Source organism: Microbacterium jejuense, assembly GCF_039544225.1.
Lineage (GTDB): Bacteria > Actinomycetota > Actinomycetes > Actinomycetales > Microbacteriaceae > Microbacterium > Microbacterium jejuense.
On the sequence record NZ_BAABLG010000003.1, the window covers coordinates 589,143 to 615,438 of the forward strand.

Consider the following 26,296-nt stretch of genomic DNA (forward strand, 5'->3'; position numbering starts at 1 on the left):
GTCGAACATCCACACGTTAGGGTGACCCGATGATCGCCGAGCAGCGCCGCGAGCGCATCCTGCGCGAGATCGTCATGCGCGGGCGCCTCGAAGTGACGGACTTCGCCCGCCGCACCGAGCTCAGCGGCATGACGATCCGCCGCGACCTCGCAGTGCTGGCCGAGCGGGGACTCATCCGGCGCGTCCACGGTGGCGCGGTGCTCCCCGAGACCGCCGACGCCCCGGTCTCGGGCGCCCGCCGGATCGGCTCGGCCTCGCGGCCGGTCGCCACGATCGGCCTGATCGTGCCGGACGCCGCCTACTACTTCCCGCCTGTCATCCGCGGTGTGGGCGAGGCCGCCCGCGGCGCCGGCATCCGCATCGTGCTCGGCACGACGAACTACGACCCGCGCGAAGAGATCCACCAGCTGGCGCGGCTCGACGCGGGCGGCGTCGATGCGATCATGCTCGTCACCGCGCGCCCCGGCATGGACGACGGCACGACGTGGCAGGCGATCGGCGGCATCCGCACCCCCGTCGTCCTCGTCGAGCGGTCGGCCGACGGCGCTCCGACGACGCTGCGCATCGACTCGGTGCGATCCGACCACGGCTTCGGCGCCGAGCTGGCCGTCGACCACCTGGCCGAGCGCGGCCATCGCGGCGTGGGGCTGCTGCTGCGCGAGACGGCAACGGCGCCCTGGGTGGCCGACGGCCACACCCGCGCCACGCGACGCCACGGCATGGTCGACGCCCCGGTCGTCTTCGCCCCTTCGCTGCGCTGGGGCGACGGCTCCACGTCGGACGTGCTGCGCGGGTTCCTGGACGACTGTCTGGCCGCCGGCATCCGCGCCGCCGTCGTGCTTCCCGACGATCTCGCGGTGAGTCTGCTCGGGATCGCCGAGGGACGCGGACTGCGCGTCCCGGAGGACTTCGCGATCGTCGCCTACGACGACGAGATCGCCTCGTTCGCCACGGTGCCGCTCACGGCGATCGCGCCGCCCAAGCTCGCCGTCGGACGACGGGCGCTCGAAGCGTGCCTGGCCCGACTCGAGCAGGGCGGCCTCGCACCGTCGCAGCGGATCCAGCTCACTCCCACCCTCAACGTGCGCGAGTCCACCTGAGCCGGCGCCGTGCGGAGGGGACGGCATCCAGCCCCTCCGACGCTGCGGTCACCACATCATCGCCACCAGCTCGGCGAACACGTCCTCGGGGTCGTTCTGCAGCCCGCGCCGGGCGAACCACGTCGAGACGTTGACCACATCGCGGTACAGGAAGTCGTACCCCTGCGGGTTCGCCGCGACGTCGACGATCTGCGGCAGGTCGATCACGACGATGCGGCCGTCGTGATCCAGCAGGTTGTACGGCGACAGGTCGCCGTGGGCGAATCCGGCGCGGGCGAACGCACCGAGGATCGCGACGACCTGGTCGAACGCACCGCGCAGCTCCTCGCCGTGCAGCCGGCTCTGCGCGAGCCGCGGAGCCGCGGTGCGGCCGTCGCCCACGAACTCCATGAGCACCTCGGTGTCGCTCACCTGCACCGGATACGGAACCGGTACCCCCGCGCGCCACGCGCGGCAGAGCGCCTCGAACTCGCTCGCCGCCCAGTGCCCGGCCGCGACCGAACGGCCGTAGGCGGTCTTTCGCTGCACGGCACGGGCGTCGCGGGTGTTGCGCATCGTGCGCCCCTCCTCGTACGCGCCGGAGCGGTGGAAGTCGCTGTGATGCGTGTTGCGGTAGCGCTTGGCGGCGAGCAGCACGCCCGGCGTTCCGGGGATCGCGCGCTCGATGAGATGTACGTCGGCCTCTTTGCCGGTCTTGACGACGCCGAGCTCGGTGTCGAACGCGCCCGAGGCCGTCACCACCCAGTGCGGGTGCGGAAGAGGCCCACGCTGGGTGGGCGGGGAGGCCGGCCACGTGGACCAGCGCTGATCGGGGCCGGGCTCGAGGTCCGGCGGAAGTACTGCGGAGAACACGTCGAAGCGTGCAGATGTCATCGGAGGGACTCCAGGACAGGAGGCCGCCGACGATCAACGGGTGCGGGCGACCTCGAAAGGAAGGGAAGGGGTCTGGGGCATGACGAAGACAGCCATCACACGACCTCCTTCCGTTCCGGGTGCCGTGGCACCGATCGCCCCACTCTAGACAGTCCCCGAGTCGAGAGCAATCCCGACCTCGCACGCAGGACCGGTGTGTCCCCCTATCGTGGGCTCATGCCGAGTGTGCTCATCGAAGTCCGCAGGGCGTACACGCCCGCAGAAGAGGTCGCCCTCATCGACGCCGTCCACGCGGCGCTCGTGCAGGCGTTCAAGATCCCCGAGGAGGATCGCTTCAGCCGACTGCTGTCGTACCCGCCGCACCGGATGGTCGACGGGCTGCAGCCCGGCGAGGCCGATAGCTACACACGGGTGACGATCGACTGCTTCCCCGGGCGATCGGTCCAGGCGAAGCGGGCGCTGTATCGCGAGATCGTCGAGCGCCTCGAGCTGCTGGGCATCCCTCGCGACAAGGTCTCGATCCTCCTGCACGAGGCCGCCTTCGAGAACTGGGGCCTGTCGGGCGAGGCCGCCGAGGAATCGAGCCTCGGCTTCACCGTCGCCGTCTAGCCGACCGCCGCCAGGGCGTGACAGCGGCCGTGGGCATCGCCCACGGCCGCCGCATCCCGTACGGGGAACGGGATCCTCAATCGCTGGTCGCGGTGCCTCCGTTCGTGATCGTCAGCGCCGACGTCTCGTGGCAGCTCGGCGCGATGTCGCGCTGCGCCGGGTTGTCGCTCTGGTAGCCGACCAGCCACGAGTAGTCCCCCGAAGCGGTCACCGCCGTCGTGTTCGCCGTCGATCCCGACTGCGGCGACGGTCCGTCCAGGGCCGCCGTCGTCGTGTAGACGACCGCTCCCGTGCAGTCGCTCGTCGCGAACAGCGTGAACGTCACCGTTCCCTTGACATTCCCGCCTGCCGAGGCCGACACGGTGGCCGAGTCGTTCGGCACCCACGTCTGCGCGGTCGTCATCGACGACGGCACGGTGTTCACCGTCACGTCCTCGTCACCGTCCTTGCAGTCCGTGTTGTGCGACACGCCGCTCGTGTTGGGCGACGAGCCGCTGTACACGGCGACCCAGTGGTAGGTGCCTGGAGCCGTCGGCACGAAGCCCGATCCGCTGTTGTAGGTCGCGTTGCCATTGACCGGCACCTCGATCGGACCGTAGGCCGCGGTGCCGCTGCAGACATCGCCGGGGCCGTACGCGGTGAACGTGATCTTGCCGTCCGCCTTCGCGAGGCTGTTCGGGTTCGGCGCCGTCGTCTCGATGATCTTCGCGGTCGGCTTGGTGACCGTCCCGCCGAGCACCGCGTCGTCGCTCACCGGGTTGCCGAGCACGACGTCCCCGCTCGCGGTGGTCGACAGCGTCGGTGTCACCGGAGTGACAGTGAAGCACTCGTTCGTGCCGTCGTCACTCGATCCTGGGATGTTCTGCGACGCATCGCCGCTGTAGACGGCGTGCCAGCAATAGCTGCCCGCTGACGTCACCCAGGCGGACGGCGACGTCGCCGAACCATTGGTGAGCGAGACGGTGCCGACCGCCGTGACCGTAGCGGGGATGCAGGTTCCGCCGCTGGTCTTGCAGAGCGAGAACGCCACGCTGCCACCGGGGACGGAGTTGCCGCCGACCGCCGTCACCGTCGCGACGTCCTTCACCTCGACGACGCCGGTGCCGATCGAGACCGACGACCCGAGCGGCGTGCCCGCGGCCGTGGAGGCGACCGTCTCCGTCTTCGACGTGCAGTTGCTCAACGAGATCTTCTGCAGGACGGTGTCCTTGTAGTCGGCCGTGTCGGAGTTGCCGGTCACCGTGCTCGGGATCACGTTGGCGAACGCGAGGCACGACCCTCCGGATCCCATGCCGTTGTCGGTGAGGTTGATGGCCGCCTCCCCGCGGAACCCGTCCGGGCTGTACTTCGCGTCGTACGTTCCCGCGGGCAGCTCGCTCAGCGGGCTGAGCACGAGGTTGGGCGCGGTGCCCGACCAGGTGCGGACGTACAGCTTCGTACTTCCTCCCTGCTGGTCCCACAGGATCATGAAGTCACCCGCCTGACGGTTCGCCCACGGGTTGCAGCCCGCGATCAGCTGCGCGTCCGTCGCCGTGCCGTAGGCGCACGCGGCGGGAGCCGCCGCCTTCATGAACTCGTACGCGATGAACCCGGAGCCGGTCTCCTTGTCGCGCTGCCACGCGAAGTACAGGTAGTCCTTGTTGCTCACGCGCTGCGTCGCCAGCCAGACCTGGTTCAGGTCGACCTGGGCATTCGGGTTGGTGAGATCGAGCGTGGGCAGTGCGTCGTTGTGGACGACTCCGATCTTGGTGGTGCTGGAGTTGAGCGGCCCGAGCTCTTTCGTGTTGCCGTTCGGGTCGGAGTAGGAGGTCGCGCCGGCGTCCGGCACGCTCCCGTCGATGTTGTAGGGACCGATGACCGCAGCCGATGCCGCCGACGCTGCGCCGACGATCACCCCCACGACCAGACAGCCCGCGATTCCCGCGGCGAGCGCATGCCGCCGCATCCCCTTCTGCATGGCTTTCCCCTTTCCCCCAGCCATTGCTGGCCCTAGGCTAGGAACTGCGTGGGGACGTCACCATCGGGTGAATGCGCGGGGAGTTCGGAGAAACTCCCTAAGGCGCGCGTCTCGGCGAGGCACGCGGTTTTCTGGGAGGGAATCGTGGGCGCGGAAGATCCATTTGCGCTGGTGGTCGCCGGAGACCATGTCCGGGGCGGTTACGTCGCTCTGCTGCGTCGTCTCGGGCTGCCGTCGGCGGCCTTCGGCAGAGCGATGGATGCCGCAGCCGCCCTGAATTCGACGCCACCAGCGGTGGCGATACTCGAGGTCGAGGACGGGGGCTGCGGGTTCCTGAGGGAGTTGCGCGACCGGTACGGGCCGGACATCCCGGCGGTGCTCGTGTCGGCCGAGAGAGTGACGCCCGCCGATGTGGTGGCGGGGCTGCTCGTGGGCGCGGACGACTACGCGGCCGAGACCATGGACGCCGAGGAGTTCCTCGCCCGCGTGCGCCGCCTCATCGAGCGCACGAAGCCGGCCCGCAACGCCACCGCCGATCTGCGGCGGCTGTCGTCACTCAGCTCGCGGGAGCGCGAGGTGCTCGCCCTGACGACCGAGGGCCTCACCCAGAAGCAGGTCGCGACAGCCATGGGCATCAGCATCAAGACCGTCGGCGCCCACATGCAGAACCTGCTCATGAAGCTCGGCGTCCACTCGCGCATGGAGGCCGTTGCGATTGCGGCGCGAGCGAGCAGCGACGCCGGTCAGGACTGAGTCAGCGGCGGATGCCGAACAGGAAGTAGCTCGCCGGGCCGATCCAGTTGACGAGGATCGCCGGGATCCAGGCGGCCTTGGGCCCGCGCACCTCTTCAGCCTCGCGATGGGCGAGATCCCAGAACGCGAGGAACGCGAACACCACCTGCACGAGCCCCGCCAGCCCCAGTCCTGCCTGCGCCGCCGGAGCGATCTCCTTCTTCGCCATGCTCACCCCTTCGTTCGTCCCTCCATCCTGCTCTGCTCTCGGGCGGCGCGCACGTCTGTGGATAACTTTCCGGCCCGATCGGCGTTTCTTGCGAGGATGCTCCGGTGACCTCCTCGACCGCACCCGTGGCCACCCTCGTGGCCGAGCGGGTGCGGGAGCGGCTCCGCGCCGAACGGTCCGACCCGGCACGGGACCCCGAGTTCGCCGCGCAGGTCGCGCGACACGAAGTCCGCCGCCACAACGACTACGCGCTGGCCCGCGGGCTCGCGACAGTCGACGACGAGGCCGCGTGCGTGCGCGACGTGCTCGCCGTCGTGGCGGGCTACGGTCCGCTGCAGGCCTACCTCGACGACCCCACTGTCGAAGAGCTGTGGATCAACGCTCCGGACCGCGTGTTCGTGGCGAGGGGCGGCGTCGCCGAGCGCGCTGCGCTGACGCTCACCGACACCGAGGTGCGGGACCTCGTCGAACGGATGCTGCAGTCCAGCGGCCGCCGGGTCGACCTGAGCCAGCCGTTCGTCGACGCGTCGCTGCCCGACGGCTCCCGTCTGCACGTGGTGATCCCCGATATCACGAGACGGCATTGGGCGGTCAACATCCGCAAGTTCCTCCCGGCGTTCCGCGATCTCGGCCGGCTCGTCGCCGCGGGTTCGCTCGCACCGTCGGCGGCCGCGCTGCTGCGTGACGCGATGATCGACGGGCGCTCGGTCCTCGTGTCGGGCGCCACCCACGCCGGAAAGACGACGCTGCTCGGCGCGTTGATCGCCGCGTGCCCGTCCGAGCACCGCATCGTGACTGTGGAAGAGACGTTCGAGCTCGCCGTGGCCGCCGCCGACATCGTGTCGCTGCAAGGACGCCAGCCCAGCCTGGAGGGCACCGGCGAGGTCACCCTTCGACGCCTCGTCAAGGAGGCGCTGCGCATGCGCCCCGACCGGCTGGTGGTCGGCGAGGTGCGCGATGCCGAGGCGCTCGACCTGCTGCTCGCGCTCAACACGGGCGTTCCGGGTGCGGCCACCATCCACGCGAACTCGGCGCGAGAGGCGCTCGGCAAGCTGGCGGCCCTGCCGCTCCTGGCCGGCCGAAACATCGACTCTGCTTTCGTGCGGCCGGCGGTCGCGGCATCCGTCGATCTCGTCGCGCACTGCGAGCGCGACGGGAGCGGGAGACGGCGCGTCGTCGAGATCGTGGCGCCCACCGGCGTCGACGACGGCGTCATCGGGGCACGCACGCTGTACCGGGCGGATTCCGCATGACATTCGTCTGGGGCGCGGTGCTCGCGGCCGGCCTGCTTCTGGCGATGTCGCCCTGGCTGTGGCCCGCGGATCGGACCCGTCCCGCCGCACCGACGCGCCGTGGGCGGCTCGTCCGGCTGCTCGAGGACGCGGGGATGGCGCGCTTCTCATCGACCTCGCTGGTGATCGGCTCGGCGGTGTGCGCGGTCGTCTGCGCCGCCGTCGCCTGGCTCGTCGCGCCGGTGGCGGCGCTCGCGGTCGTCGCCGCAGCCGCCGGCGCCGTCACGCCGTTCGCGTGGCTGCGCGCGCGGTGCTCTCGGCTGCTGCGCACACGGCGCGGGCTGTGGCCGGACGTGTGCGACCTGCTGATCGCCTCCGTGCGTGCGGGCATGTCGCTTCCCGACGCCGTGTCGAGCCTGGCCGAGTCCGCCCCCGCCGAGCTGCGACCGGCGTTCGCGGCGTTCTCCCGCGACATGGCCGCCTCGGGTCACTTCGACTCCAGCGTCCTCCGCCTGAAGGCGAACCTCGCCGACCCGGTGTCCGACCGGATCGTCGAGACGCTCCGCATGGCGCGTCAGGTGGGCGGCACCGAGCTGACGGCGGTCCTGCGCGCGCTCGCCGCCTCGGTGCGGGCCGACGCGGCGCTGCGCGCCGAGGTCGAGTCCCGGCAGTCGTGGATCCGCGGCGCCGCGATCCTCGGCGTCGTGGCGCCCTGGGTGATCCTCGCCCTCCTCGCGATGCGCCCCGAGGGCGCGAGCGCCTACCGCAGTCCCGCCGGCATCGCGCTCATCCTCGTCGGCGCGGCAGTGTCGTTCATCGCCTATCGGCTGATGCTCCGTCTCGGACGCCTGCCCGAGCCTCGCAGGTGGTTCGGATGATCGTCTTCACGGCGACCGACCTCGCCTACGCGGTCGTGCTGGGCACTTCGCTGGGCGTCGGCGTGTGCCTGCTCGTCTCGCTCACACCGCGATGGGGCGCGCCTGGCCTCGCCCGCCGCATCGCCCCGTACATCCGCGACGTCACCGATGCGCGTGGCCTCGACGTGACCGGTGCCGCGGTCGGCGCAGCCTGGTCGACGACGCTCCGCGTGCGCCTCGCCCGCCTCGCGGGCGGCGATGCCGCCCTCGACCAGCGTCTGCACCGTGCCGGCTGGAGCATCGACGCCGCCCGCTTCCGCGTTCGACAGCTGGGCTGGGCCGTCGCCGGACTCGCGGCCGGCGGCGTCGTGATCGTCGGGCTCGTCCTCGCCGGCCGCGGATCACCGGCACTGGGCCTGCTCCCCCCGGTCGCGGCCGTCGCCGGAGCGCTCGGGTACGACGCGTGGCTCACGCGTGCCGCCAAGAACCGTGCCGCACGCATCGAGGAGGAGCTTCCCACGGTCCTGGAGTTCCTGTCGCTCTGCCTGTCGGCCGGCGAGGGCATCCTCGACTCGCTGCGCCGGGTGAGCGAGGTCGGCGCCGGCGAGCTCACGACCGAGCTGCGCGGCGTGGTGGTCGCCGTCGGCACCGGTTCTCCGCTGTCGGAGTCGCTCGCGCGTCTGGCCGCCGGATTGGAGATCCCCGCTCTCACGCGATCCGTCGACCAGCTCGTCGCGGCGATCGACCGCGGCGCACCGCTCGCGCACGTCCTGCAGGCGCAGGCTCTCGACGCGCGCGAGGACGCCAAGCGCACGCTGATCGAGCGGGCCGGCCGCAAGGAGATCTACATGCTCTTCCCGCTGGTCTTCCTCATCCTGCCGCTGAGCGTGCTGTTCGCGGTCTTCCCCGGCATCTTCATGCTGCGTCTCGGACTCGGCTGAACCCAGAAAGGTGATCATGAAAGAACGGATGCTGCGCCTCGTGGCGCGACTGCACACGGCCGCCGGCGACCTGGCGGACGACGAGCGGGGCGACGTGCCCGGGTGGGTGCTGATCACCCTGATGACTGCCGGGCTGGTCGTCGTGATCTGGGCCCTTGCCGGCCCCGCGCTGGCCGACCTGTTCGATCAGGCGCTCAAGCGCGTGTCGGGATCCGGGCTGTAAGGCGTGCGTGTCGCCGTGATCCGCCTCGCGGCGGGCGTGCGCGCCCGACTGCGCGACGATCTGCACGACGACACCGGAGCGAGCCCCGTCGAGTTCGTGCTCGTCGGGACGCTCCTGACCGTCCTCACTCTCGCCGTGCTGCAGTTCGGCCTCGCCGTCTACGTGCGCAACGTCGTCCATGACGCCGCCGTCGAGGGGGCATACGAAGCCGCTCTCGCCGACACGTCGCTCGACGACGGAGCGCGCCGGACCCGCGACATCCTGACCCGCACGGTCGGCGCCGAGTATGCGACGGACGTGCGCGTGCGCGAGACGACATCGCTGGGCCACGACGCCGTCGAAGTTCGCGTCACCACGACACTCCCCCTCGTCGGGCTGCTGGGCGCCCCGCGCGCCCTGGAGGTGACGGCGCATGCGCCCGTCGAATCGTTCGACTGAATCGTGCGTCGTCCCCGCACTCGGCGCGCACGACGTCGACGACGGCGAGCGCGGTTCCGCTGCTCTGGAGTTCATCCTGCTCGGGCTGCTCCTGCTGGTGCCGATCGTGTACCTCATCGTCGCGCTCGGACTCGTCCAGGGCCAGAGCCTCGGAGCCGAGGCCGCCGCGCGCCACATCGCCCGTGCGGTGTCGACCGCCGCCGACGATGCCGATGCGCGGTCGCGGGCCGACGCCGTGCTCTCGTCCGTCTCGGACGAGTACGACCTCGACCACGTGGACCTCTCCATCGTCTGCACGCCCGCCGGCGCAGCGTGCCCGCGCGCCGGCGCGACCATCCACATCACGGTCCGCACCACCGTCGCCCTGCCGCTGGTCCCTCCCGTCCTCGGCCTCGACGAGCTGGCATCCATCCCTGTCGAGGCCACCGCGGTCCAGAAGGTCTCGCGGTTCTGGAGCGAACGATGACGACGCGCCCGCGCCGACCCCTGCGTCGACGCCGTGCGGACGACCCGGATGACGAAGGGAGCGTGCTGCTGCTCACCCTGGGCTACGGCATCCTCGCGATCGCCGTGGTGCTGGTCTGCACGGCGGCGACGAGCCTGTACCTCGCTCAGAAGAGCCTCGACGCGGTGGCCGATGCCGCCGCACTCGCCGCCGCGGACGGCTTCGAGCTCACCGTGACCGGCGCCGGAGCCGTCGCCACCCTGTCGGACGCCGACGTCGAGCGTGAGGCGCGGGCGATGCTGGAAGAGATCGGCGGCGACGCGCGCCTCGTGTCGGCGACCGCCCCCGACGGCTCCTCGGCACGCGTCACCGTGACGGACGCGTGGCGTCCGCCCGTGGTCACCGTCTTCGTGCCGGACGGCGTGCGCCTGGAGGCGACCGCGACCAGTCGCACGGCGCTGCGCTGACTGCTCCGGCGACAGTCTGCGCATCCATCGGCCGTGCGACGCGATCGCGCGAACTCACCGCCGATACGGGGGTCAGCCCCACAGCCGATCGTCAGACGCCTCAGTAGACTGAGACCCACTCGCGGGAGTGGTGAAATCGGCAGACACGCAGGATTTAGGTTCCTGTGCCTTCGGGCGTGTGGGTTCAAGTCCCACCTTCCGCACGCGAGTTCTCGCATCCTCCGCCGACTACGACGGGACTAACCGTGCACGCTGTTCCCACTGCCCTGATCCCCTGGCTGGATCCCGCCGCGATCATCGAATGGGCCGGCCCCTGGGCACTCGCCGTCGTGTGCTTCATCGTGTTCGCCGAGACCGGTCTGCTGATCGGCTTCCTCCTGCCCGGCGACACGCTGCTGGTCATCTCCGGTCTGCTGTCGCATCCGCAGGACGCGGCACCCCACGGGATCTTCGGCCTCAGCGTGTGGTGGGTGGCGCTGCTCATCGGCCTCGCGGCGTTCATCGGCGGTGAAGTCGGGTACTACATCGGACACAAGGGCGGGCCCGCGATCTTCGAGCGCAAGGAATCGGGCCTCTTCAGTGTCAAGAACGTCGAACGCACCAACGCGTTCTTCGAACGGTTCGGCGGCGTCACCGTCATCCTCGCCCGCTTCGTTCCGATCGTCCGCACGTTCGCCCCGGTCGCCGCCGGCGTCGGGCACATGAACAAGTGGATGTACACGCTGTACAACTTCATCGGCGCCGTGCTGTGGGGCTTCGGGCTCACGATGTTCGGCTACCTGATCGGGTTCATCCCTCCGGTGGCCACCTTCGTCGAGAACTACATCGACCTGATCCTGCTCGCCGCCGTCGGCGGCACCGCGGTCGTCACGCTGTGGCACTACCTGCGCGAGCGCAGCAAGGCGCGCAAGGAGGCGGCGGCCGGCGCGGACGTCGTCACCGACCACGCCGAGGCCGAGGCGCTCGTCCTCGACGCCGAGGTGTTCGAGCGCGGCCCCGACCACGGCGAGTCGCCGAAGGCCTGATCGCCTTCGGCCTCAGGACGCCTTCTTCTTCGCGGTCTTCTTCGCCGCCGGCTTGCTGGATGCCTCGACCTCGCTCTTCGCGGAGGCCGGGGCATCCTTCTTGTCTGCCTTGGCCGTTGCGCCCTCGCGGGCCGCGCGCGACTTCTCGACGCTCGCCCGGAGCGCGGCCATCAGGTCGATGACCTCGCCGCCGGTCTCCTGCTCCTCCTGCTCGCCGAACGTCTCGGACGTGTCGAGCGCGTCGCCCTTCTCGAGCTTCGCCTCGATCAGCGTGCGCAGTTCGTCCTGATACTCATCCGTGAACGCCTCGGGATCGAAATCGCTCGCGAAGCTCTCGACGAGGGATGCCGACAGCTCCAGCTCTTTCGCCGAGATGCGCACCGGCTCGTCCAGCGCGGGGAACGCCGCCTCACGCACCTCGTCGGCCCACAGCAGCGTCTGCAGCACGAGCACGTCGCCTCGCACCCGCAACGCCGCGAGCCGGGTCTTCTGGCGCAGCGAGAATCGCACGATCGCGGTGCGGTCGGTCTGCTCGAGCGTCCGGCGCAGCAGCACGTAGGCCTTGGGCGACATCGAGTCCGGTTCGAGGTAGTACGCGCGGTCGAGGGTGAGCAGGTCGATCTGCTCGCTCGGCACGAACTCGACGACGTCGATCTCGCGGCTGCGCTCGGCGGGCAGCGAGTCCAGGTCGTCCTTGGTCAGCACGACGGTCTTCTCGCCGTCGTCGTACGCCTTGTCGATGTCGGAGTACGGCACGACCTCGCCGTCGATCTCGCAGATCCGCTGGTAGCGGATGCGGCCGCCGTCCTTGTTGTGCACCTGGTGCAGCGACACGTCGTGGTCCTCGGTCGCGGCATAGACCTTGACCGGGACGTTCACGAGTCCGAACGTCAGGGCACCCTTCCAGATCGCTCTCACCCCACCAGTGAACACCAGGGTCCCGACACCCGGCCACCCCCTGCGCCGGCGCCGCCGCTACCCTGGCCACATGGCGGGCGACGAGCAGCTGGTGCGCATCGACGGCCGCCGCCTGCGCCTGACGAACCTCGAAAAGGTCCTCTACCCCGAGTCGGGCACCACCAAGGGCGAGGTGATCGACTACTACACGCGCATCGCGCCGCTCCTGATCCCGCACGTCGTGGGCCGGCCGGTGACCCGCAAGCGCTGGCCCGAGGGCGTCGATCACCCGGAGTTCTTCGCGAAGGACCTGGAGCGCGGCGCCCCGTCGTGGGTGCGGCGGATGCCGATCCCGCACTCCACCGGAACCAAGGAGTACCCGCTCATCGGCGACGCGCCCACCCTCGTCTACCTCGCGCAGGTGGCGAGCCTGGAGCTGCATGTGCCGCAGTGGCGGTTCACCGCGGACGGTGACCGCGGCGACGCCGACCGTCTCGTCCTGGATCTCGATCCGGGTCCGGGCGTGGGCCTCACCGAATGCGCGACAGTGGCCGGCTGGGCTCGCGAGATCCTCGTCGCGACAGGTCTCGAGCCGTATCCCGTGACCAGCGGCAGCAAGGGCGTCCACCTCTACGCGGCCCTCCCGCCGGGGCATTCGACCGAGCAGGCGTCGGCCGTCGCCAAAGAGCTGGCACGGGCCCTGGAGGCTGACCATCCCGACCTCGTCGTCAGCGAGATGGCCAAGGCCGCGCGCGGCGGGCGGGTGTTCATCGACTGGAGCCAGAACAACGGCGCCAAGACGACCATCGCGCCGTACTCGCTGCGCGGACGCGCACACCCGACCGTCGCCGCGCCGCGCACGTGGGAAGAGCTCGACGACCCCGGACTGCGCCAACTGCTGTTCGACGAGGTGCTGGAGCGGGCGGCGACGATCGGCGACCCGATGGCGGCGCTCGGGTTCCATGCCGGGGGCCGCGAGGCCGCCGATGGCCCGCTTGCGGCCTACATCGCCAAGCGCAGCGCGGGGCGCACCCCCGAGCCCGTGCCGTCCAATGCGCTGGGGGCCGCCTCCGCGTCCGGCGAGCTGCCGCGGTTCGTGATCCAGGAGCATCACGCGACGGCGCTGCACTGGGACCTGCGCCTGGAGCGCGACGGCGTTCTCGTCAGCTGGGCGGTGCCGCGCGGCATCCCTCCGACCACTTCGCGCAACAGCCTCGCCGTCCGCACCGAGGACCATCCCATGCAGTACGCGACGTTCGAGGGGACGATCCCGCGCGGCGAGTACGGCGCGGGCACCATGACGATCTGGGACGACGGTCGCTACGAGCTGGAGAAGTGGCGCGAGAGCGAGAAGGACGGCGAGGTGATCTTCACCGCCGAAGGGCGTCCCGGCGGCCCGCTCGGCCGAGTGCGGCTGGCGCTGATCCGCACGTCGGGGCAGGGCGAGAAGTCGCAGTGGCTGCTGCACCGGATGAAGACGGATGCCGGCGGCCGGCCTCAGCACGACGGCCCGGCTGTCGTGGCCTCCGAGCAGGCCGACGTCCCGCGCGGATCCGCGGCCCCGGCGAACGCCTCCCCCGCCGCCGAAGCGGCGATGCCGACGCCGTCGCAGCTGCGGCCGATGCTCGCCACGACGACCACGGTCGGCCTGGCCCGCGCGGCCTCGCGCGAGTGGGCGCGGGCCAGCGGGTACGACGAGGCCTGGGTCGAGATGAAATGGGACGGCATCCGCGCCGTGGGGATCTGGGACGGGCGCCGGCTGCGGCTGCGGGCGCGCAGCGGCAACGACATCACGGCGAAGTACCCCGAGCTCACCCGCGCCGACCCCGGCCTGGGTCCCGAGCCCGCCGTGCTGGACGGCGAGATCGTGGCGCTCGACGCGAACGGACGCCCGAGCTTCCCGCGGCTGCAGAATCGCATGAACCTCTCCAAGCCCCGCGAGATCGAGCGCGAGGCCCCACGCACCCCTGTCCACTACTACCTGTTCGACGTGCTGGCACGGGGAGGGGCGGATGCGGCATCCCTCCCCCTGCAGGAACGCCGCGGCGTCCTCGAGGAGGTGGGCCGCGACGCGATCCCCGCGATCGTCGTGCCGCCGGTGTTCGACGACGTGGACGATGCGCTGGCCGCGTCGCGGCGGTTCGGGCTGGAAGGCATCGTCGTGAAGAACCCCGCGTCGGCCTACCGCCGCGGACAGCGCTCCGAGGACTGGCTCAAACTCAAGCTCACGCTGACGCAGGAGGTCGTGATCGGCGCGATCCGCCCCGGCAAGGGCGGACGCTCGGGGTCGATCGGATCACTGCTGGTCGGGATCCCGGATGCCGCGACCGGCCGGATCCGCTACGCCGGGCGCGTGGGCTCAGGCTTCTCGGACGCGACGCTCGCGACGCTCGAACAGCTGCTGCGGCCGATCCGCACCGACGAGAACCCGTTCGAGGGGGTGCCAGACCTCGACGCGCGCGACGCGCTGTGGGTGCGGCCGGAGGTCGTCGGCGAGGTCGAGTTCGCCGAGTTCACGCCGGGCGGCATCCTGCGCCAGGCGCGATGGCGGGGCCTTCGGCCCGACAAGTCCCCCGCCGACGTGCGGCCCGAGCTCTGACCTCAGGCGTGCGCGTCATGCTCGACGTGTCCCGCGGGCTCCAGCTGGAACGTCGAGTGCTCGACGTCGAAGTGCTCCGACAGACAGGTCTGCAGCCCGCTCAGGATGCCGGCGGCCCGGCCGTCGGCGAGCGCCGACTCCTCGACCACGACGTGGGCGGTGAACACCGGTGCGCCGCGCGTCAGCTGCCACACATGGACGTCGTGCACATCGACCACCCCGGGAGTGGTGAGGATGTGGTCGCGGATGTCCTGCACGTGGGTGCCCTTCGGCGCCGACTCGGCGAACACCGAGACGACCTCGCGCAGCAGGCTGAAGGCGCGCGGCACGATCATCGCGGCGATGAACAGCGACGCGATCGCGTCGGCCTGGTTCCAGCCCGTCGTGACGACGATCACCGCGGCGACGATGACCGCGGCAGAGCCGATCAGGTCGCCCATGACCTCGATGTACGCCCCGCGCACGTTGATGCTGCGGCGCTGCGCCGAGCTCAGCATCCACATCGCGACGGCGTTCGCGATGAGGCCGACGATCGCGACGACGAGCATGAGGCCGCCCTGGACCTCGATCTGGGCCGGGCGGAGCAGGCGGGAGATGCCCTCGAACGCGACCCACGCCGACAGCAGGATCAGGATGATGCCGTTGACCAGCGCGCCGAACACCTCGGCCCGCTGGTACCCGAAGGTGCGGCGATCGTTGGCCGGGCGCGCGGCGACGGTGCTCGCGATGAGCGCCACCACCAGGGCGGCGGCATCGGTGAACATGTGCGCGGCGTCGGCGAGCAGCGCGAGCGAGCCCGACAGCGCCGCGCCGACCACCTGCACCACCATGACGGTGGAGGTGATCGCGAGCGAGATCGCGAGCAGCCTGCGGTTGCCGGCACCTCGGATCCCGGTGGGCGCGTGATCGTGCATGTGCCCAGGCTAAGCCCGGGTCCGTGGCCCGGAGCCCCGCTCGGCCTAGTCGGGAATGAGTGTGATTCTCACTCGCACCGCATCCCCGCCGGCGGAACCGCTCACAGCGTGGACAGCAGCGGTGCGAGCGCTGTGAACGCCCGTGAACGGTGGGATGCCGCGTTCTTCTCGTCGGCCGTCCATTCGCCCACGCTCCGCTCGGCGCCGGGCTCCTGACCGTCCGGCACGAAGACCGGGTCGTACCCGAACCCGCCACCGCCCGAGGGGGCGGTCGCGATCCGGCCCGGCCACACCCCTTCGACCACGTGCTCCACCGGCTCACCGCCGTCGGCGGACGGCACGACGAGCGCGATGGTCGAGACGAACTGCGCCGCGCGGTGCGGGTCCGAGATGTCGGAGATCTGGTCCAGCAGCAGGTTCAGGTTGGCCACGGCATCTTTCGCGTGCCCGGCCCAGTAGGCCGAGAACACGCCCGGCGAGCCGCCGAGCACGTCCACGCACACGCCCGAGTCGTCGGCGAGCGCCGCGAGCCCGGTGTGCGCGGCCGCGGCACGCGCCTTGATCAGCGCGTTGTCGGCGAACGTCACGCCGTCCTCGACGGGTTCGGGCCCGTCATATCCGACGACCTCGATGTCGGGGCGCGTGCCGGCGACGATCGCCTGGAACTCCTCGACCTTGTGCGGATTGTGGGTCGCGAGGACGATCTGGCGCGGCATCCCTCACTCCCCTTCGGAGGCGAGGACGCCGGCCTGGATCTCGCGCAGCGACGCGCAGCCGTCGACGCCGAGCTGCAGCAGCGCGTCCAGCTCGCGCTTATCGAACGGCGCCCCTTCGGCGGTGCCCTGCACCTCGACGAACAGGCCGCGGCCGGTGACCACGACGTTCATGTCGGTCTCAGCGCGCACGTCCTCGACATAGGCGAGGTCGAGCATCGGCTCACCGTCGATGATGCCGACCGACACCGCCGACACCGAGTCGAACAGCACCGGCGCCTTCTGCCCGATGAACTTCTTCGCGCGACCCCACTCGATCGCGTCGGCGAGCGCGACGTAGGCGCCCGTGATGGCCGCGGTGCGCGTGCCGCCGTCGGCCTGCAGCACGTCGCAGTCGATGACGATCGTGTTCTCACCGAGGGCCTTCGTGTCGACGACGGCGCGCAGCGCGCGGCCGATCAGGCGCGAGATCTCGTGCGTGCGCCCGCCGATCCTGCCCTTGACGCTCTCGCGGTCGTTTCGGCTGTTGGTCGCGCGCGGCAGCATCGCGTACTCGGCGGTGACCCATCCCTTGCCCTTGCCGGTGAGCCAGCGCGGCACGCCGTTCGTGAACGACGCCGTGCACAGCACCTTGGTGCCGCCGAACGACACCAGCGCCGATCCCTCGGCCTGCGAGCTCCACCCCCGCTCGATCGTCACGGTACGGAGCTCGTCGACGCGGCGGCCGTCGGCACGGGTGATGTCGGTCATTTCTCTCCTCTGAGGGATGGATGCCTCAGCCGAGGCGGGTCGGAAGATCGATGGCGCCCGTCTGCACGAGCCGCACGGCGGTCACCTCGCGGCCCATCAGCCGGTGGGCGAGCCGCAGGAACTCGTCGGCCGAGGCGCCGGTGGCCTCGTAGACGTGCCGCGGTGCGGCATCCGGGCCGGCGAGCAGATCACGCGACACGAGCTGGCGGTAGACGTCCTTCGCGGTCTCGGTGTCGCTGGACACGAGCGACACGTCGGGACCCATGACGTAGCTGATGGCGCCTTCGAGGAACGGGTAGTGCGTGCAGCCCAGCACGAGCGTGTCGACTCCCGCATGCCGCAGCGGCGCGAGGTACTCCTCGGCGACGGCCAGCACCTCGGGCGAGTCGGTGATGCCCGCCTCGACGAACTCCACGAAGCGGGGGCACGCCTGGGCGAACACAGTCAGCCGCTCGTTGACGCCGAGCATGTCCTGATACGCGCCCGAGCCGATCGTGCCCGATGTGCCGATGACGCCGACGCGGCCGTTGCGGCTCGTCGACATCGCGGTGCGCACAGCGGGCTTGATCACCTCGACCACCGGCACGTCGTAGCGCTCGCGCGCGTCACGCAGGACCGCGGCGGACGCCGTGTTGCAGGCGATGACGAGCATCTTCACGCCCTGCGCCACGAGGTCGTCGAGCACCTCCAGCGAGTACCGGCGGACGTCGGCGATGGGCTTCGGCCCGTAGGGTGAGCGCGCGGTGTCGCCGATGTACAGGATCGACTCCCGGGGCAGCAGGGCCGACACGGCCCTCGCGACGGTGAGCCCGCCGACTCCGGAGTCGAAGATTCCGATCGGCGCGTCGTTCACGATGCCCCAGCCTACGCCAGGCGCTGGCTAGGCTGACCCGCATGGGTGATTCGACGGCTCTGCTGACGGACCGCTACGAGCTCACGATGCTCGACGCCGCGCTGCGCGACGGCACAGCGCATCGGCGCTGCGTGTTCGAGCTGTTCGGCCGCCGGCTGCCCGGCGGGCGACGCTTCGGCGTCGTGGCCGGCACCGGCCGGCTGCTGTCGCTGCTGCGCGAGTTCCGATTCGGCGACGACGAACTGCGCTTCCTCCGCGACGAGAGGGTGGTGGATCCCGCCACCCTCGCCTTCCTCGAGGGCTATCGGTTCACCGGCTCGGTCTCGGGGTACCGCGAGGGCGAGCTCTACTTCCCCGGGTCTCCGCTGCTCACGATCGAGGGCACGTTCGCCGAGGCTGTCGTGCTCGAGACCCTCGCCCTGAGCGTCCTCAACCACGATTCCGCCGTCGCGACCGCCGCGGCCAGGATGAGCGTCGCCGCCGGCGATCGTCCGCTGGCCGAGATGGGCTCGCGCCGCGCCGGCGAGTCGTCCGCGGTCGCCGCCGCACGCGCCGCCTACATCGTCGGGTTCGGCGCCACGTCGAATCTCGAAGCAGGCCGGCGGTGGGGCATCCCGACCATGGGGACGGCCGCGCACGCCTGGACGCTGCTGCACGACACCGAAGAGGACGCGTTCCGCGCGCAGATCGCGGCGCACGGCGTCGGCACGACCCTGCTGGTCGACACCTACGACATCCGCACCGGCGTCGAGACGGCGATCCGCGTCGCGGGCACGGGGCTCGGCGGCGTCCGGATCGACTCCGGCGACCTGCCCACGGTTGCGGCGCAGGTGCGCGAACAGCTGGACGGACTCGGCGCGACCGGCACCCGCATCACCGTGACGAGCGACCTCGACGAGTACGCGATCGCGGCGCTGGCGGCATCCCCCGTCGACGCGTACGGCGTGGGTACCTCGGTCGTCACCGGATCCGGCACGCCGACGGCGGGCATGGTCTACAAGCTCGTCGCCCGCCAGGACTCCGCGGGCGGATGGGTCGGCGTCGCGAAGGCGTCGGCCGACAAGGGTTCGAAAGGCGGTCGCAAAGCCGCCTTCCGCACCCTCGACGCCGGCACCGCGACCAGTGAGCTCATCGTGGTCTCGGACGGCTTCGAGGCGCTCGGGGCGGCGTCCTCGCACCCCGACGCGCGCCCGCTGCAGGTTCCGCTCGTGATCGACGGAGAAGTGGATGCCGCGCACGAGGGGCACGCCGGCGTCGAGGCCGCGCGGGCACATCACTCCCGGGTGCGCGAGGAGCTGCCGGTGCGGGCGCTCGCGCTCAGCCGTTCGGATCCGGCGATCCCCACCGTGTACGTCGACGCGGAGGACCGCTGAGAGCGTCTTCGCTCACTCGTCGGCGCGCCCCGCGATGATCGCGGCCCGCACGCGCTGAGTCAGCCCCCGAGCGACTCGTAGATCTCTTTGCAGGTCGGGCAGACCGGGAACTTCTCGGGATCGCGTCCGGGCGTCCACTTCTTTCCGCACAGCGCACGCACCGGCTTGCCGGTGATCGCCGATTCGAGGATCTTGTCCTTCTTGACGTAGTGGGAGAACCGCTCATGATCGCCCGGCTCGATCTGCTCTTCGCGGAGGAGCTCTTCGAGCTCGCGATCGAGGGTCGCGATACCGCCCTGGTCGGGGCTGTCAAGGGGCGTGCTCATGGTGTGCCAGTGTAGTCGCGGCAGGGACGCTCCGGGCGGCCCGAGAGCGTCAAGTGGACTCGGCGAACTCCATCAGCCGGCCGCCTCGCCGCTCGAACGCGATGGATCCGATGACGATGCCGACCACGAGCACGCCGAACCCGATGGCGAGTCCGCCCCAGAGCGCCGTGGTGGCCGCTTCGACGTCGCCCTGCAGCGCCAGCCAGCCGCACCACACCACGGGCGCCGACAGCACGAGGACGCCGAGCATGACGACGCCCTGGGCGACGGCGCCGCCGGCGCTCGTGCGCTGCGGCTGCTGGAACGGACTCTCTCCCGGACGCGACACCGCGTAGGGGGCCACGACCGACGAGATGCTCGACAGTCCGAGTCCCGACAGGAACAGCGCGGCGCAGACGCCGGTCAGCGCCGGCAGGATCGCCCAGCGGCCATGGAACGACGTCGCCACCGGGATGGCCACCGCGAGCAGGGGCACGCCGACGAGCAGCACGGGCACGAGCCGCCCGACACGGTCGGACACACCGCGCACGCCGCCCGAGATGTGCATCCAGATCGCCGTGGAGTCGTACGCGACGTCATCGTGCGGGAGCCAGCCGAGGAACAGCGCCGCGAACGGCACCGGCACGAGCGCGACGATCTCGGGCGGCACGCCGGCGATCAGCAGCGGCACGACGGTGATGGCGGCGGCGACCGGGATCACGAGGGCGTTCACGACGTAGCGGCGGTCGCCGAACCAGTACACGAGGCTGCGGGCGGCGATCGCGCCGCCGGGCGTCCCGGGCGCCACGCCGAACCAGCCGAGGCCCGCGCGCTCGCGCCCCGTCCCGGGCCGCTCGGTCGTGGTGAGCAGGCGGTGGACGGCCCACACCCACAGCAGTCCGAGCGCGACGAGCGTTGCGACCGCGACGGTCGCCGCGACCCACGCGTGCGACCCGCTCGCGACCTCGCCGGGGAGCGCCCACGCCGCACCGAAAGGCGTCAGCCCCAGCGCATCGACGGCTTCGAGCAGCTGCGGCGGCACCGCGCCGCGCCACTCCAGGGAGGCCAGGAAGACGCCGACCGGCACCACGACGACGAGCACGACGAGCAGGAACACGCCCGACAGCTCCCGCGAGCGCCGCTCACGCAGGTAAAGCGACGCCACCGCACCGCACACCCGCGCGAACAGCGAGCACGTGAGCACCCCGAGCACGACGCTGACGATCCCCACGGCGACCGGCACGCCGTGGTCGGCCCACACGATCGCCGAGCAGACGGCGACGGCGAGCAGCGCCAGGATCGGCACGCTGATGAGACCCGCCACGACCAGCACGCCCGCCAGCCCGCCCCGCGGCAGCCCGAACAGCGCGAACCGCCGGGGGTCCAGCGGATCCTCCATCGCGCCGATCAAGGGCGCGAGCGCGAAGCCCAGGGTGACGGCCGAGCCGCCCAGCACTGTGACCGTGCGCACGGCGTCGGTCGCGGCATCCCGCATCGTCAGCATCGCCCAGCAGGCCGCCACCGTCGCGGCGATCAGCAGCACCAGCGCGATCACGCGGCGCACCACGTGACCGATGTCGCCGCGCAGCGCGCCGAGCAGCAGCGCGAACCTCAGCCGGAGAACGTGTGCAGCCACTCCAGGCCCTCCACGTCGCTGAGCCCGCCCGCGAGTTCGACGAAGCGCTGCTCGAGCGTGAGCTCGCCGCGCACCTCGTCGACGGTGCCCTCGGCGAGCACCTGGCCCGCCACGATGACGGCGACGCGTGTGCAGACCCGTTCGACGAGCTCCATGCCGTGACTGGAGAGGATCACCGTGCCGCCGTGGGCGACATAGGCCGAGAGGATGTCGAGGATGATCGCGCTCGACACGGGATCGACCGCCTCGAACGGCTCATCCAGCACGAGCACGCGCGGCGAGTGGATGAGGGCGCCGGCGAGCATGACCTTCTTGAGCATTCCGGCCGAATAGTCCGACACGCTGCGGCCGAGTGCGTCCACGAGGTCGAACGCGCGCGCGAGGTCGCCGGTGCGGCTCTCGACCACCGCCGGCGGAAGGCCGCGCAGCACGCCGTAGTAGTAGAGCAGCTGGCGGCCGGTCAGCCTGTCGAACGTGCGCAGGCGATCGGGCAGGACGCCCATGAGCTTCTTGACCGCGAGCGGGTGGGCCGCGGCATCCACTCCGGCGACCTGGATCGTGCCGCGATCGGGTTCGAGCAGGCCCGCGATCATCGACAGCGTGGTGGTCTTGCCGGCGCCGTTAGGACCGACGAGGCCGTAGAAGGTTCCGGCGGGGACCGTGAGGTCGATCCCGTCGACCGCGTGCGTGCTGCCGAACCGCTTGGTGACGCCGCGCAGCACGAGTGCCTCGCCTGCGGCGGCTCCCAGCGTGGGCACGATGACCGGGTGGTGATCGGATGCCGGCGACTCCGACTCCGGTTCCGCCGGTGCGAGTTCGGCGGGAGCAGGTTCGGCCGGGGTCGACTCCGCGGGCGAGGCGACCGGCGGGGCCGCTGGAGCCGGGGACGGTGCGGGGACGGGAGCGGTCGCCTCCGCGGCCGGAGCGGGAGGTGCCGGAGCCGGGACGGGCGGCGGCGCAGGCGCAGTAGGGGCGGCGGCCGCGGCTGGTGCTGCGGGAGCCTCAGGCTGCGATGGCTCAGGCTGCGACGCCTCGGGCTGCGGAGTGTCGGACGGCGGAAGCGGCGGCTTCGGCGGCACGACGATGGCGGCGGCGACCGAGGCGGCGATCTCGAGATCTGTCGGCATCGGCGGGGGCGGACCGGGATCGACCGGAGCCGCGGGCTTCTCACGCTTCTTGCGGGGAGCCGCCTTGCCGCTCGACTGCCGCGGCGCACGGGCCGGGCGACGCGGCTTCTCGGGCGGCTTCGGCACCGAGTCCGAGATCCGCACGACGCGCGCGCTCGAGTGACGGTCCGGCTCTTCCGGATCGATGTCGTTCGGCACCGGGAGGGAGGCTGTCACCGCACCAACGTATCAAGCGGGCCTGATCGCGTGGCAGATCGTGTCGCCGAGTCTCAGCATTCGCGTTATGTCACGAAACGGCAACGGGAGCCGCTCATTCTGCACCTTTCCAGTTGCCTTCGATACCCTGGTCCAGGCACGAAGGGGTGTCGCGCCGGTGAACCGGCAGTGAATCACGCACTTCAGGAGCAGATTTTGACCCTTCAGACCGTCATCCTCGCAGCTGGTATGGGCTCGCGTCTCGGACGCAGCCTCCCCAAGCCGCTCACCGAGCTCAGCGACGGCCGCAGCATCATGCAGCAGCAGCACGACAACATCCGTGCCGCGTTCGGCGGCGACGTGCGCATCACGACCGTCGTGGGCTACCGCGCCGAGACGATCGTCGAGGCGTTCCCGCAGGTCGACTACGTCTACAACGACCGCTACGACCAGACGAACACGTCCAAGAGCCTGCTGCGCGCCCTCGCCAAGACGGGCAAGAGCGGCGTCCTCTGGATGAACGGCGACGTCGTCTTCGACCCGCGCGTGCTCGGCCGCGCCATCGAGCTCATCGAGCGCGACCAGTCGTTCGTCACCGTCAACACCTCGAAGGTGAGCGACGAAGAGGTCAAGTACACCGTCACGTCCGAGGGCTTCATCAAGGAGCTGTCCAAGACCGTCAAGGGCGGCATCGGCGAGGCCGTAGGCATCAACTACATCTCCAGCGCCGACAAGAAGTCGTTCATGCGCCACCTGACGCGGGTCGACGACCAGGACTACTTCGAGCGCGGCCTCGAGCTCGCCATCGCCGAGGACGGCGTGCTGCTCGAGCCTCTCGACATCTCGGACCTGTACGCCGTCGAGGTCGACTTCGCCGAGGACCTCGAGCGCGCCAACCTCTTCGTCTGACCGGCTCACCCCGCAGACCGCCGACCGCTGGGCGGATGCCACATGCGGCATTCGCCCAGCGGTTCGTCTTAGGCTGACGCCGATGACCGAGAAGGTTCACCGCATCCACACCCTGCCCGACGACGCTCCGTGGCAGGGGGGAATGCCGCCCGTAGGGTCGGCGGAGCATCCGTTCACCATCCGCGCGCTCGACCGCGTCCTGGCCATCCAGCGCCCCGCGGTGCTCGCGCACCTGCGCAGCATCCGGCTGCGGCACCCGCACGCGACGCCCGTCGAGATCGTGCGGATCCTCGAACGCCGCTACCTCGCCGCCGTCACCACCGGAGGCGCGGCCGTGGGCGCGACCGCGGTCGTGCCCGGGATCGGCACAGGCGTCACACTCGCCCTCAGCGGCGTCGAGACTGTGGCGTTCCTCGAAGCGACGACGCTGTTCGCCCAGTCGGTGGCCGAGGTGCACGGCATCCCGGTCGCCGATCCGGACCGCGCCCGCACGCTGGTGCTCATGCTCATGCTCGGACAGGAGGGCGTCGACCTCGTCGCGCAGCTGGCAGGTCAGGCCGCCGGGCGCGGACCGACCCGCGCCACCTACTGGGGCGAGATGGTGACCAAGACGCTCCCGCGTGCCGCCGTCGGCCCCGTCCTCGACCGCCTCAAGTCGACGTTCATCCGGCAGTTCGCCGCGCGCGGCGGCGCATCGTGGATCGGCAAGGCCCTGCCGTTCGGCATCGGCGCCGCGATCGGCGGGGCCGGCAACAACATCCTCGGGCGACGCGTGCTCACCGGCTCGCGACGCGCGTTCGGTATGCCGCCGATCGACCTCCCGGCGGACCTCGAGCCGCGGCCGGGTGCCGATCGCCTCGAGCGCGTCGCCGGCCGTGGGATCCGTCGGGCGGGCGAGGCCGTCATCGGCGGTGTCACACGCGGCTCCGCCGCGGTGGCCGGTGCGGTGCGCCGCAAGAAGCCCGAGCTCGAGGCGCCGCGCGCCGACTGAGCCTCCTCCCCAGGACCGCCACCGAGCACCGGGGCGTGGCTCAGCCCGGAGGACGGTGAGGAGTGCCTGTGGAAGTCCGTGAGGTGAGCCACCAGGCCGGCGACGGCGCGACAATAGCGGTATGGGTCTGTTCAGCAAGCTCCCCGAGGAGCCCGTGGAGTGGGCGGGGCTCCCTTCCGAGCCCGATCGTCCTGAGAGCGCCGCAGAGCGGCTCTCGTCGGCGACCTCGATCGATCTCGGCGGTCTCTCCTTCGGCGACGCGACCGGCGCAGGCGCCGTGGAGTCCATCGTGATCCCCGTCAAGCCGGTGGTCGAGATCTCCGAGTCGCAGGAGTCCGGCGAGGACGAGTAGTCCGGCGGTCGATCGGGATCTGCGCGACGAGGTCGACCCGACGGGGCTCGGCCACGCCCTCAACCGGGCGGCGCCGGCCCGGCGCCGTCGATGATCCGTGTAAGCGCTTGCACCCCGTACCTCGACAGGCCGCGGTACGGGGCATACGCTCGCACGTATGGACAGCACCCTGGCGTGCCTGGCGGCGTGGATGCCGCGGCAACGGTGGTACGCCGCCAAAGGGCGCCCGCCGAGCCTGCGCCTGGTCTCGTGGTGGGATTTGGGCGCCCACGACCCCGCGCATCCGGCCGGGGATGCCGGGGCACGCGTGCGGACGTTCCTCGTGGCCGACGAGGGGGCGCTGCCCGCCGTGCTGTACCAGATCCCGGTGGTCGAGCGGGCGACCGAGACTGTCGACGCCGACCCGGAGCACGTGATCGGCAGCCCCGAGCCCGGCACCACCTTCATCGACGGCCCCTTCGACGACGCGTACGCACAGGCGCTGCTGCGCCTGGTGGAGGGCGGCGGGACAGCCGGGGGGCCGCAGACCACCGCCACCGGACGCCCGGCCGCCGCGGCCGAGCCGGCCGGCAGGCTGCGCGTCGCGCGCGTGGTCAGCGGCGAGCAGTCGAACACATCGCTGATCTACGAGGGCGACGGCGTGCCGGTCATCTGCAAGGTGTATCGACAGCTGCACGCGGGCCTCAACCCCGATATCGAGCTGCAGGAGGCGCTCGCTGCGACGGGATCCGCACGTGTGCCGACGCCGATCGGATGGATCGAGGGGGCATGGCCGGATCTCGCGACGGCTCACGGCGCCGTCCACGGTTCGCTGGCGTTCGCGCAGGAGTTCCTCCCCGATGTCGAGGACGCCTGGCGGGTGGCGCTGCGGGCCGCCGCCCGGGGCGACGACTTCCGCGAGGCCGCGCACGCACTGGGCGCCGCCACCGCGGACGTGCACGGGGGCCTCGCCCGGTGCTTCCCGACCCACCCCGCGGCGGCTTCGGACCGCAAGGCGACAGCAGCGGCGTGGGAGCGGCGCCTGGCCATCGCGATCGCCGAGGTGCCCGAGCTCGCCACGCAGCGCGAGGCGATTGGGGCGGTTTACAGCCGGGCGCTCGACGTGGCATGGCCGCCGCTGCAGCGGATCCACGGGGACTACCACCTGGGCCAGGTGCTCCACGCGCCCGGACGCGGGTGGGTGCTCGTCGACTTCGAGGGCGAACCGCTCCGGCCGATGGTCGAGCGCGTGCGGCCAGACCTTGCGCTGCGCGACGTGGCGGGGATGCTGCGGTCGTTCGACTACGTCGCAGGATCCCTGCGCCTCGACGATCCGGACCGCTCCCCCGGCGCCGTGCGCGAGTGGGCGGCGGCTGCCCGCGCAGCCTTCGTGGACGGCTACGCGGCGACGTCAGGCATCGACCTCGACCCGCGGCATCCGCTGCTGGCCGCCCTCGAACTCGACAAGGCCGTGTACGAGGCGATCTACGAGGCGCGCAACCGGCCGACATGGGTCGCGATCCCGCTCGGCGCGGTCGCCCGACTGGTGGAGCGGCCTGCGCCCGTGCTGTGAGG

The 26,296-nt window shown here is 71.3% G+C and carries 28 protein-coding genes and 1 tRNA gene; 18 read left to right on the forward strand and 11 right to left on the reverse strand.

All coding sequences use genetic code 11. The annotated features are described in order from the left end of the window. Window positions 1-29: 29 nt before the first annotated feature. Window positions 30-1,100 (forward strand): substrate-binding domain-containing protein, encoded by a 1,071-nt coding sequence (locus tag ABEA46_RS07230; RefSeq protein ID WP_345543704.1) that lies wholly within the window; start codon window positions 30-32, stop codon window positions 1,098-1,100. 48 nt (window positions 1,101-1,148) lie between these two features. On the opposite strand, the gene ABEA46_RS07235 is transcribed toward ABEA46_RS07230, so the two are convergent. Next, complete coding sequence (locus ABEA46_RS07235) at window positions 1,149-1,973, reverse strand: serine protein kinase RIO (protein WP_345543705.1); 825 nt, start codon at window positions 1,971-1,973, stop codon at window positions 1,149-1,151. 216 nt (window positions 1,974-2,189) lie between these two features. Here ABEA46_RS07235 and ABEA46_RS07240 point away from each other — a divergent pair, with 216 nt between their 5' ends. Next, window positions 2,190-2,582 carry a tautomerase family protein gene (locus tag ABEA46_RS07240; RefSeq protein WP_345543706.1) on the forward strand — a complete coding sequence of 131 codons (393 nt, stop codon included), beginning with the start codon at window positions 2,190-2,192 and terminating at the stop codon, window positions 2,580-2,582. 76 nt (window positions 2,583-2,658) lie between these two features. On the opposite strand, the gene ABEA46_RS07245 is transcribed toward ABEA46_RS07240, so the two are convergent. After that, window positions 2,659-4,539, reverse strand: coding sequence for a hemagglutinin (locus ABEA46_RS07245; protein WP_345543707.1), 1,881 nt, complete (start codon window positions 4,537-4,539; stop codon window positions 2,659-2,661). 144 nt (window positions 4,540-4,683) lie between these two features. On the opposite strand from ABEA46_RS07245, the gene ABEA46_RS07250 reads away from it, so the two are divergent. Then, window positions 4,684-5,292 (forward strand): LuxR C-terminal-related transcriptional regulator, encoded by a 609-nt coding sequence (locus tag ABEA46_RS07250; protein ID WP_345543708.1) that lies wholly within the window; start codon window positions 4,684-4,686, stop codon window positions 5,290-5,292. Window position 5,293: 1 nt separating this feature from the next. On the opposite strand, the gene ABEA46_RS07255 is transcribed toward ABEA46_RS07250, so the two are convergent. After that, window positions 5,294-5,500, reverse strand: coding sequence for a PLDc N-terminal domain-containing protein (locus tag ABEA46_RS07255; RefSeq protein ID WP_345543709.1), 207 nt, complete (start codon window positions 5,498-5,500; stop codon window positions 5,294-5,296). A gap of 104 nt (window positions 5,501-5,604) precedes the next feature. Here ABEA46_RS07255 and ABEA46_RS07260 point away from each other — a divergent pair, with 104 nt between their 5' ends. The 9 genes from ABEA46_RS07260 (at window position 5,605) to ABEA46_RS07300 (ending at window position 11,128) form a co-directional block, all read left to right on the forward strand. Next, complete coding sequence (locus ABEA46_RS07260) at window positions 5,605-6,753, forward strand: TadA family conjugal transfer-associated ATPase (RefSeq protein ID WP_345543710.1); 1,149 nt, start codon at window positions 5,605-5,607, stop codon at window positions 6,751-6,753. After that, entirely contained in the window at window positions 6,750-7,610 is an 861-nt protein-coding gene (locus ABEA46_RS07265; protein ID WP_345543711.1) for a type II secretion system F family protein, read from the forward strand. The genes ABEA46_RS07260 and ABEA46_RS07265 overlap by 4 nt, the downstream gene beginning before the upstream one ends. Continuing rightward, entirely contained in the window at window positions 7,607-8,530 is a 924-nt protein-coding gene (locus tag ABEA46_RS07270) for a type II secretion system F family protein (RefSeq protein ID WP_345543712.1), read from the forward strand. Before ABEA46_RS07265 ends, ABEA46_RS07270 begins: the two co-directional genes overlap by 4 nt. Window positions 8,531-8,546: 16 nt before the next feature. Next, window positions 8,547-8,753 (forward strand): hypothetical protein, encoded by a 207-nt coding sequence (locus tag ABEA46_RS07275; RefSeq protein ID WP_425563166.1) that lies wholly within the window; start codon window positions 8,547-8,549, stop codon window positions 8,751-8,753. A gap of 15 nt (window positions 8,754-8,768) precedes the next feature. Continuing rightward, window positions 8,769-9,191 (forward strand): TadE/TadG family type IV pilus assembly protein, encoded by a 423-nt coding sequence (locus ABEA46_RS07280; protein WP_345543713.1) that lies wholly within the window; start codon window positions 8,769-8,771, stop codon window positions 9,189-9,191. Continuing rightward, the gene (locus ABEA46_RS07285) at window positions 9,166-9,657 is read left to right on the forward strand and encodes a TadE family protein (protein ID WP_345543714.1); all 492 of its coding nucleotides are present in this window, start codon (window positions 9,166-9,168) and stop codon (window positions 9,655-9,657) included. The genes ABEA46_RS07280 and ABEA46_RS07285 overlap by 26 nt, the downstream gene beginning before the upstream one ends. Continuing rightward, complete coding sequence (locus ABEA46_RS07290; RefSeq protein ID WP_345543715.1) at window positions 9,654-10,103, forward strand: pilus assembly protein TadG-related protein; 450 nt, start codon at window positions 9,654-9,656, stop codon at window positions 10,101-10,103. Before ABEA46_RS07285 ends, ABEA46_RS07290 begins: the two co-directional genes overlap by 4 nt. A 121-nt stretch (window positions 10,104-10,224) precedes the next feature. Beyond that, window positions 10,225-10,306 (forward strand) — tRNA-Leu (locus ABEA46_RS07295). Between the two features lie 42 nt (window positions 10,307-10,348). After that, a complete protein-coding gene (locus ABEA46_RS07300; protein WP_345543716.1) occupies window positions 10,349-11,128 on the forward strand; it encodes a DedA family protein in 780 nt (259 codons plus the stop codon). Window positions 11,129-11,140: 12 nt separating this feature from the next. On the opposite strand, the gene ku is transcribed toward ABEA46_RS07300, so the two are convergent. Continuing rightward, entirely contained in the window at window positions 11,141-12,046 is a 906-nt protein-coding gene (ku, locus tag ABEA46_RS07305; RefSeq protein WP_345543717.1) for a non-homologous end joining protein Ku, read from the reverse strand. 70 nt (window positions 12,047-12,116) lie between these two features. Here ku and ABEA46_RS07310 point away from each other — a divergent pair, with 70 nt between their 5' ends. Continuing rightward, window positions 12,117-14,624 (forward strand): ATP-dependent DNA ligase, encoded by a 2,508-nt coding sequence (locus tag ABEA46_RS07310; protein WP_345543718.1) that lies wholly within the window; start codon window positions 12,117-12,119, stop codon window positions 14,622-14,624. 2 nt (window positions 14,625-14,626) lie between these two features. On the opposite strand, the gene ABEA46_RS07315 is transcribed toward ABEA46_RS07310, so the two are convergent. From ABEA46_RS07315 to murI, 4 genes are all read right to left on the reverse strand, one after another. Next, window positions 14,627-15,538 (reverse strand): cation diffusion facilitator family transporter, encoded by a 912-nt coding sequence (locus ABEA46_RS07315; RefSeq protein WP_345543719.1) that lies wholly within the window; start codon window positions 15,536-15,538, stop codon window positions 14,627-14,629. A 101-nt stretch (window positions 15,539-15,639) separates the two neighbouring features. Beyond that, window positions 15,640-16,254 carry an RdgB/HAM1 family non-canonical purine NTP pyrophosphatase gene (rdgB, locus tag ABEA46_RS07320; protein WP_345543720.1) on the reverse strand — a complete coding sequence of 205 codons (615 nt, stop codon included), beginning with the start codon at window positions 16,252-16,254 and terminating at the stop codon, window positions 15,640-15,642. Window positions 16,255-16,257: 3 nt separating this feature from the next. After that, window positions 16,258-17,001 (reverse strand): ribonuclease PH, encoded by a 744-nt coding sequence (rph, locus tag ABEA46_RS07325; protein WP_345543721.1) that lies wholly within the window; start codon window positions 16,999-17,001, stop codon window positions 16,258-16,260. Between the two features lie 25 nt (window positions 17,002-17,026). After that, a complete protein-coding gene (gene murI / locus ABEA46_RS07330; protein ID WP_345543722.1) occupies window positions 17,027-17,854 on the reverse strand; it encodes a glutamate racemase in 828 nt (275 codons plus the stop codon). 41 nt (window positions 17,855-17,895) lie between these two features. Between murI and ABEA46_RS07335 the strand changes: the two genes are divergently transcribed. Beyond that, window positions 17,896-19,227 carry a nicotinate phosphoribosyltransferase gene (locus ABEA46_RS07335; RefSeq protein ID WP_345543723.1) on the forward strand — a complete coding sequence of 444 codons (1,332 nt, stop codon included), beginning with the start codon at window positions 17,896-17,898 and terminating at the stop codon, window positions 19,225-19,227. A gap of 59 nt (window positions 19,228-19,286) precedes the next feature. On the opposite strand, the gene ABEA46_RS07340 is transcribed toward ABEA46_RS07335, so the two are convergent. The 3 genes from ABEA46_RS07340 to ABEA46_RS07350 are packed head-to-tail and all read right to left on the reverse strand — an operon-like array spanning window position 19,287 to window position 22,295. Further along, entirely contained in the window at window positions 19,287-19,553 is a 267-nt protein-coding gene (locus ABEA46_RS07340) for a DUF3039 domain-containing protein (RefSeq protein ID WP_345543724.1), read from the reverse strand. 49 nt (window positions 19,554-19,602) lie between these two features. Next, a complete protein-coding gene (locus ABEA46_RS07345; protein WP_345543725.1) occupies window positions 19,603-21,168 on the reverse strand; it encodes a hypothetical protein in 1,566 nt (521 codons plus the stop codon). Then, window positions 21,144-22,295 carry an ABC transporter ATP-binding protein gene (locus ABEA46_RS07350; RefSeq protein WP_425563167.1) on the reverse strand — a complete coding sequence of 384 codons (1,152 nt, stop codon included), beginning with the start codon at window positions 22,293-22,295 and terminating at the stop codon, window positions 21,144-21,146. Before ABEA46_RS07350 ends, ABEA46_RS07345 begins: the two co-directional genes overlap by 25 nt. Before the next feature lie 411 nt (window positions 22,296-22,706). Here ABEA46_RS07350 and ABEA46_RS07355 point away from each other — a divergent pair, with 411 nt between their 5' ends. The 4 genes from ABEA46_RS07355 to ABEA46_RS07370 all read left to right on the forward strand — a co-directional run bounded on the left by ABEA46_RS07355 (window position 22,707) and on the right by ABEA46_RS07370 (window position 26,294). Next, entirely contained in the window at window positions 22,707-23,399 is a 693-nt protein-coding gene (locus tag ABEA46_RS07355; protein WP_345543727.1) for a phosphocholine cytidylyltransferase family protein, read from the forward strand. 82 nt (window positions 23,400-23,481) lie between these two features. Then, window positions 23,482-24,390, forward strand: coding sequence for a hypothetical protein (locus ABEA46_RS07360; protein WP_345543728.1), 909 nt, complete (start codon window positions 23,482-23,484; stop codon window positions 24,388-24,390). A gap of 121 nt (window positions 24,391-24,511) precedes the next feature. After that, entirely contained in the window at window positions 24,512-24,742 is a 231-nt protein-coding gene (locus tag ABEA46_RS07365) for a hypothetical protein (RefSeq protein ID WP_345543729.1), read from the forward strand. 157 nt (window positions 24,743-24,899) lie between these two features. Further along, window positions 24,900-26,294, forward strand: coding sequence for a maltokinase N-terminal cap-like domain-containing protein (locus tag ABEA46_RS07370; RefSeq protein ID WP_345543730.1), 1,395 nt, complete (start codon window positions 24,900-24,902; stop codon window positions 26,292-26,294). The last annotated feature ends 2 nt before the right edge of the window (window positions 26,295-26,296 follow it).

Bases quoted from the DNA above. Each gene is read 5' to 3' on its own strand.
- ABEA46_RS07230 (WP_345543704.1), top strand. From the start codon at position 30: ATGATCGCCGAGCAGCGCCGCGAGCGCATCCTGCGCGAGATCGTCATG.
- ABEA46_RS07235 (WP_345543705.1), bottom strand. From the start codon at position 1,973: ATGACATCTGCACGCTTCGACGTGTTCTCCGCAGTACTTCCGCCGGAC.
- ABEA46_RS07240 (WP_345543706.1), top strand. From the start codon at position 2,190: ATGCCGAGTGTGCTCATCGAAGTCCGCAGGGCGTACACGCCCGCAGAA.
- ABEA46_RS07245 (WP_345543707.1), bottom strand. From the start codon at position 4,539: ATGCAGAAGGGGATGCGGCGGCATGCGCTCGCCGCGGGAATCGCGGGC.
- ABEA46_RS07255 (WP_345543709.1), bottom strand. From the start codon at position 5,500: ATGGCGAAGAAGGAGATCGCTCCGGCGGCGCAGGCAGGACTGGGGCTG.
- ABEA46_RS07265 (WP_345543711.1), top strand. From the start codon at position 6,750: ATGACATTCGTCTGGGGCGCGGTGCTCGCGGCCGGCCTGCTTCTGGCG.
- ABEA46_RS07270 (WP_345543712.1), top strand. From the start codon at position 7,607: ATGATCGTCTTCACGGCGACCGACCTCGCCTACGCGGTCGTGCTGGGC.
- ABEA46_RS07275 (WP_425563166.1), top strand. From the start codon at position 8,547: ATGAAAGAACGGATGCTGCGCCTCGTGGCGCGACTGCACACGGCCGCC.
- ABEA46_RS07285 (WP_345543714.1), top strand. From the start codon at position 9,166: ATGCGCCCGTCGAATCGTTCGACTGAATCGTGCGTCGTCCCCGCACTC.
- ABEA46_RS07290 (WP_345543715.1), top strand. From the start codon at position 9,654: ATGACGACGCGCCCGCGCCGACCCCTGCGTCGACGCCGTGCGGACGAC.
- ABEA46_RS07310 (WP_345543718.1), top strand. From the start codon at position 12,117: ATGGCGGGCGACGAGCAGCTGGTGCGCATCGACGGCCGCCGCCTGCGC.
- ABEA46_RS07315 (WP_345543719.1), bottom strand. From the start codon at position 15,538: ATGCACGATCACGCGCCCACCGGGATCCGAGGTGCCGGCAACCGCAGG.
- rdgB (WP_345543720.1), bottom strand. From the start codon at position 16,254: ATGCCGCGCCAGATCGTCCTCGCGACCCACAATCCGCACAAGGTCGAG.
- rph (WP_345543721.1), bottom strand. From the start codon at position 17,001: ATGACCGACATCACCCGTGCCGACGGCCGCCGCGTCGACGAGCTCCGT.
- ABEA46_RS07335 (WP_345543723.1), top strand. From the start codon at position 17,896: ATGGGTGATTCGACGGCTCTGCTGACGGACCGCTACGAGCTCACGATG.
- ABEA46_RS07340 (WP_345543724.1), bottom strand. From the start codon at position 19,553: ATGAGCACGCCCCTTGACAGCCCCGACCAGGGCGGTATCGCGACCCTC.
- ABEA46_RS07350 (WP_425563167.1), bottom strand. From the start codon at position 22,295: ATGCCGACAGATCTCGAGATCGCCGCCTCGGTCGCCGCCGCCATCGTC.
- ABEA46_RS07360 (WP_345543728.1), top strand. From the start codon at position 23,482: ATGACCGAGAAGGTTCACCGCATCCACACCCTGCCCGACGACGCTCCG.
- ABEA46_RS07365 (WP_345543729.1), top strand. From the start codon at position 24,512: ATGGGTCTGTTCAGCAAGCTCCCCGAGGAGCCCGTGGAGTGGGCGGGG.
- ABEA46_RS07370 (WP_345543730.1), top strand. From the start codon at position 24,900: ATGGACAGCACCCTGGCGTGCCTGGCGGCGTGGATGCCGCGGCAACGG.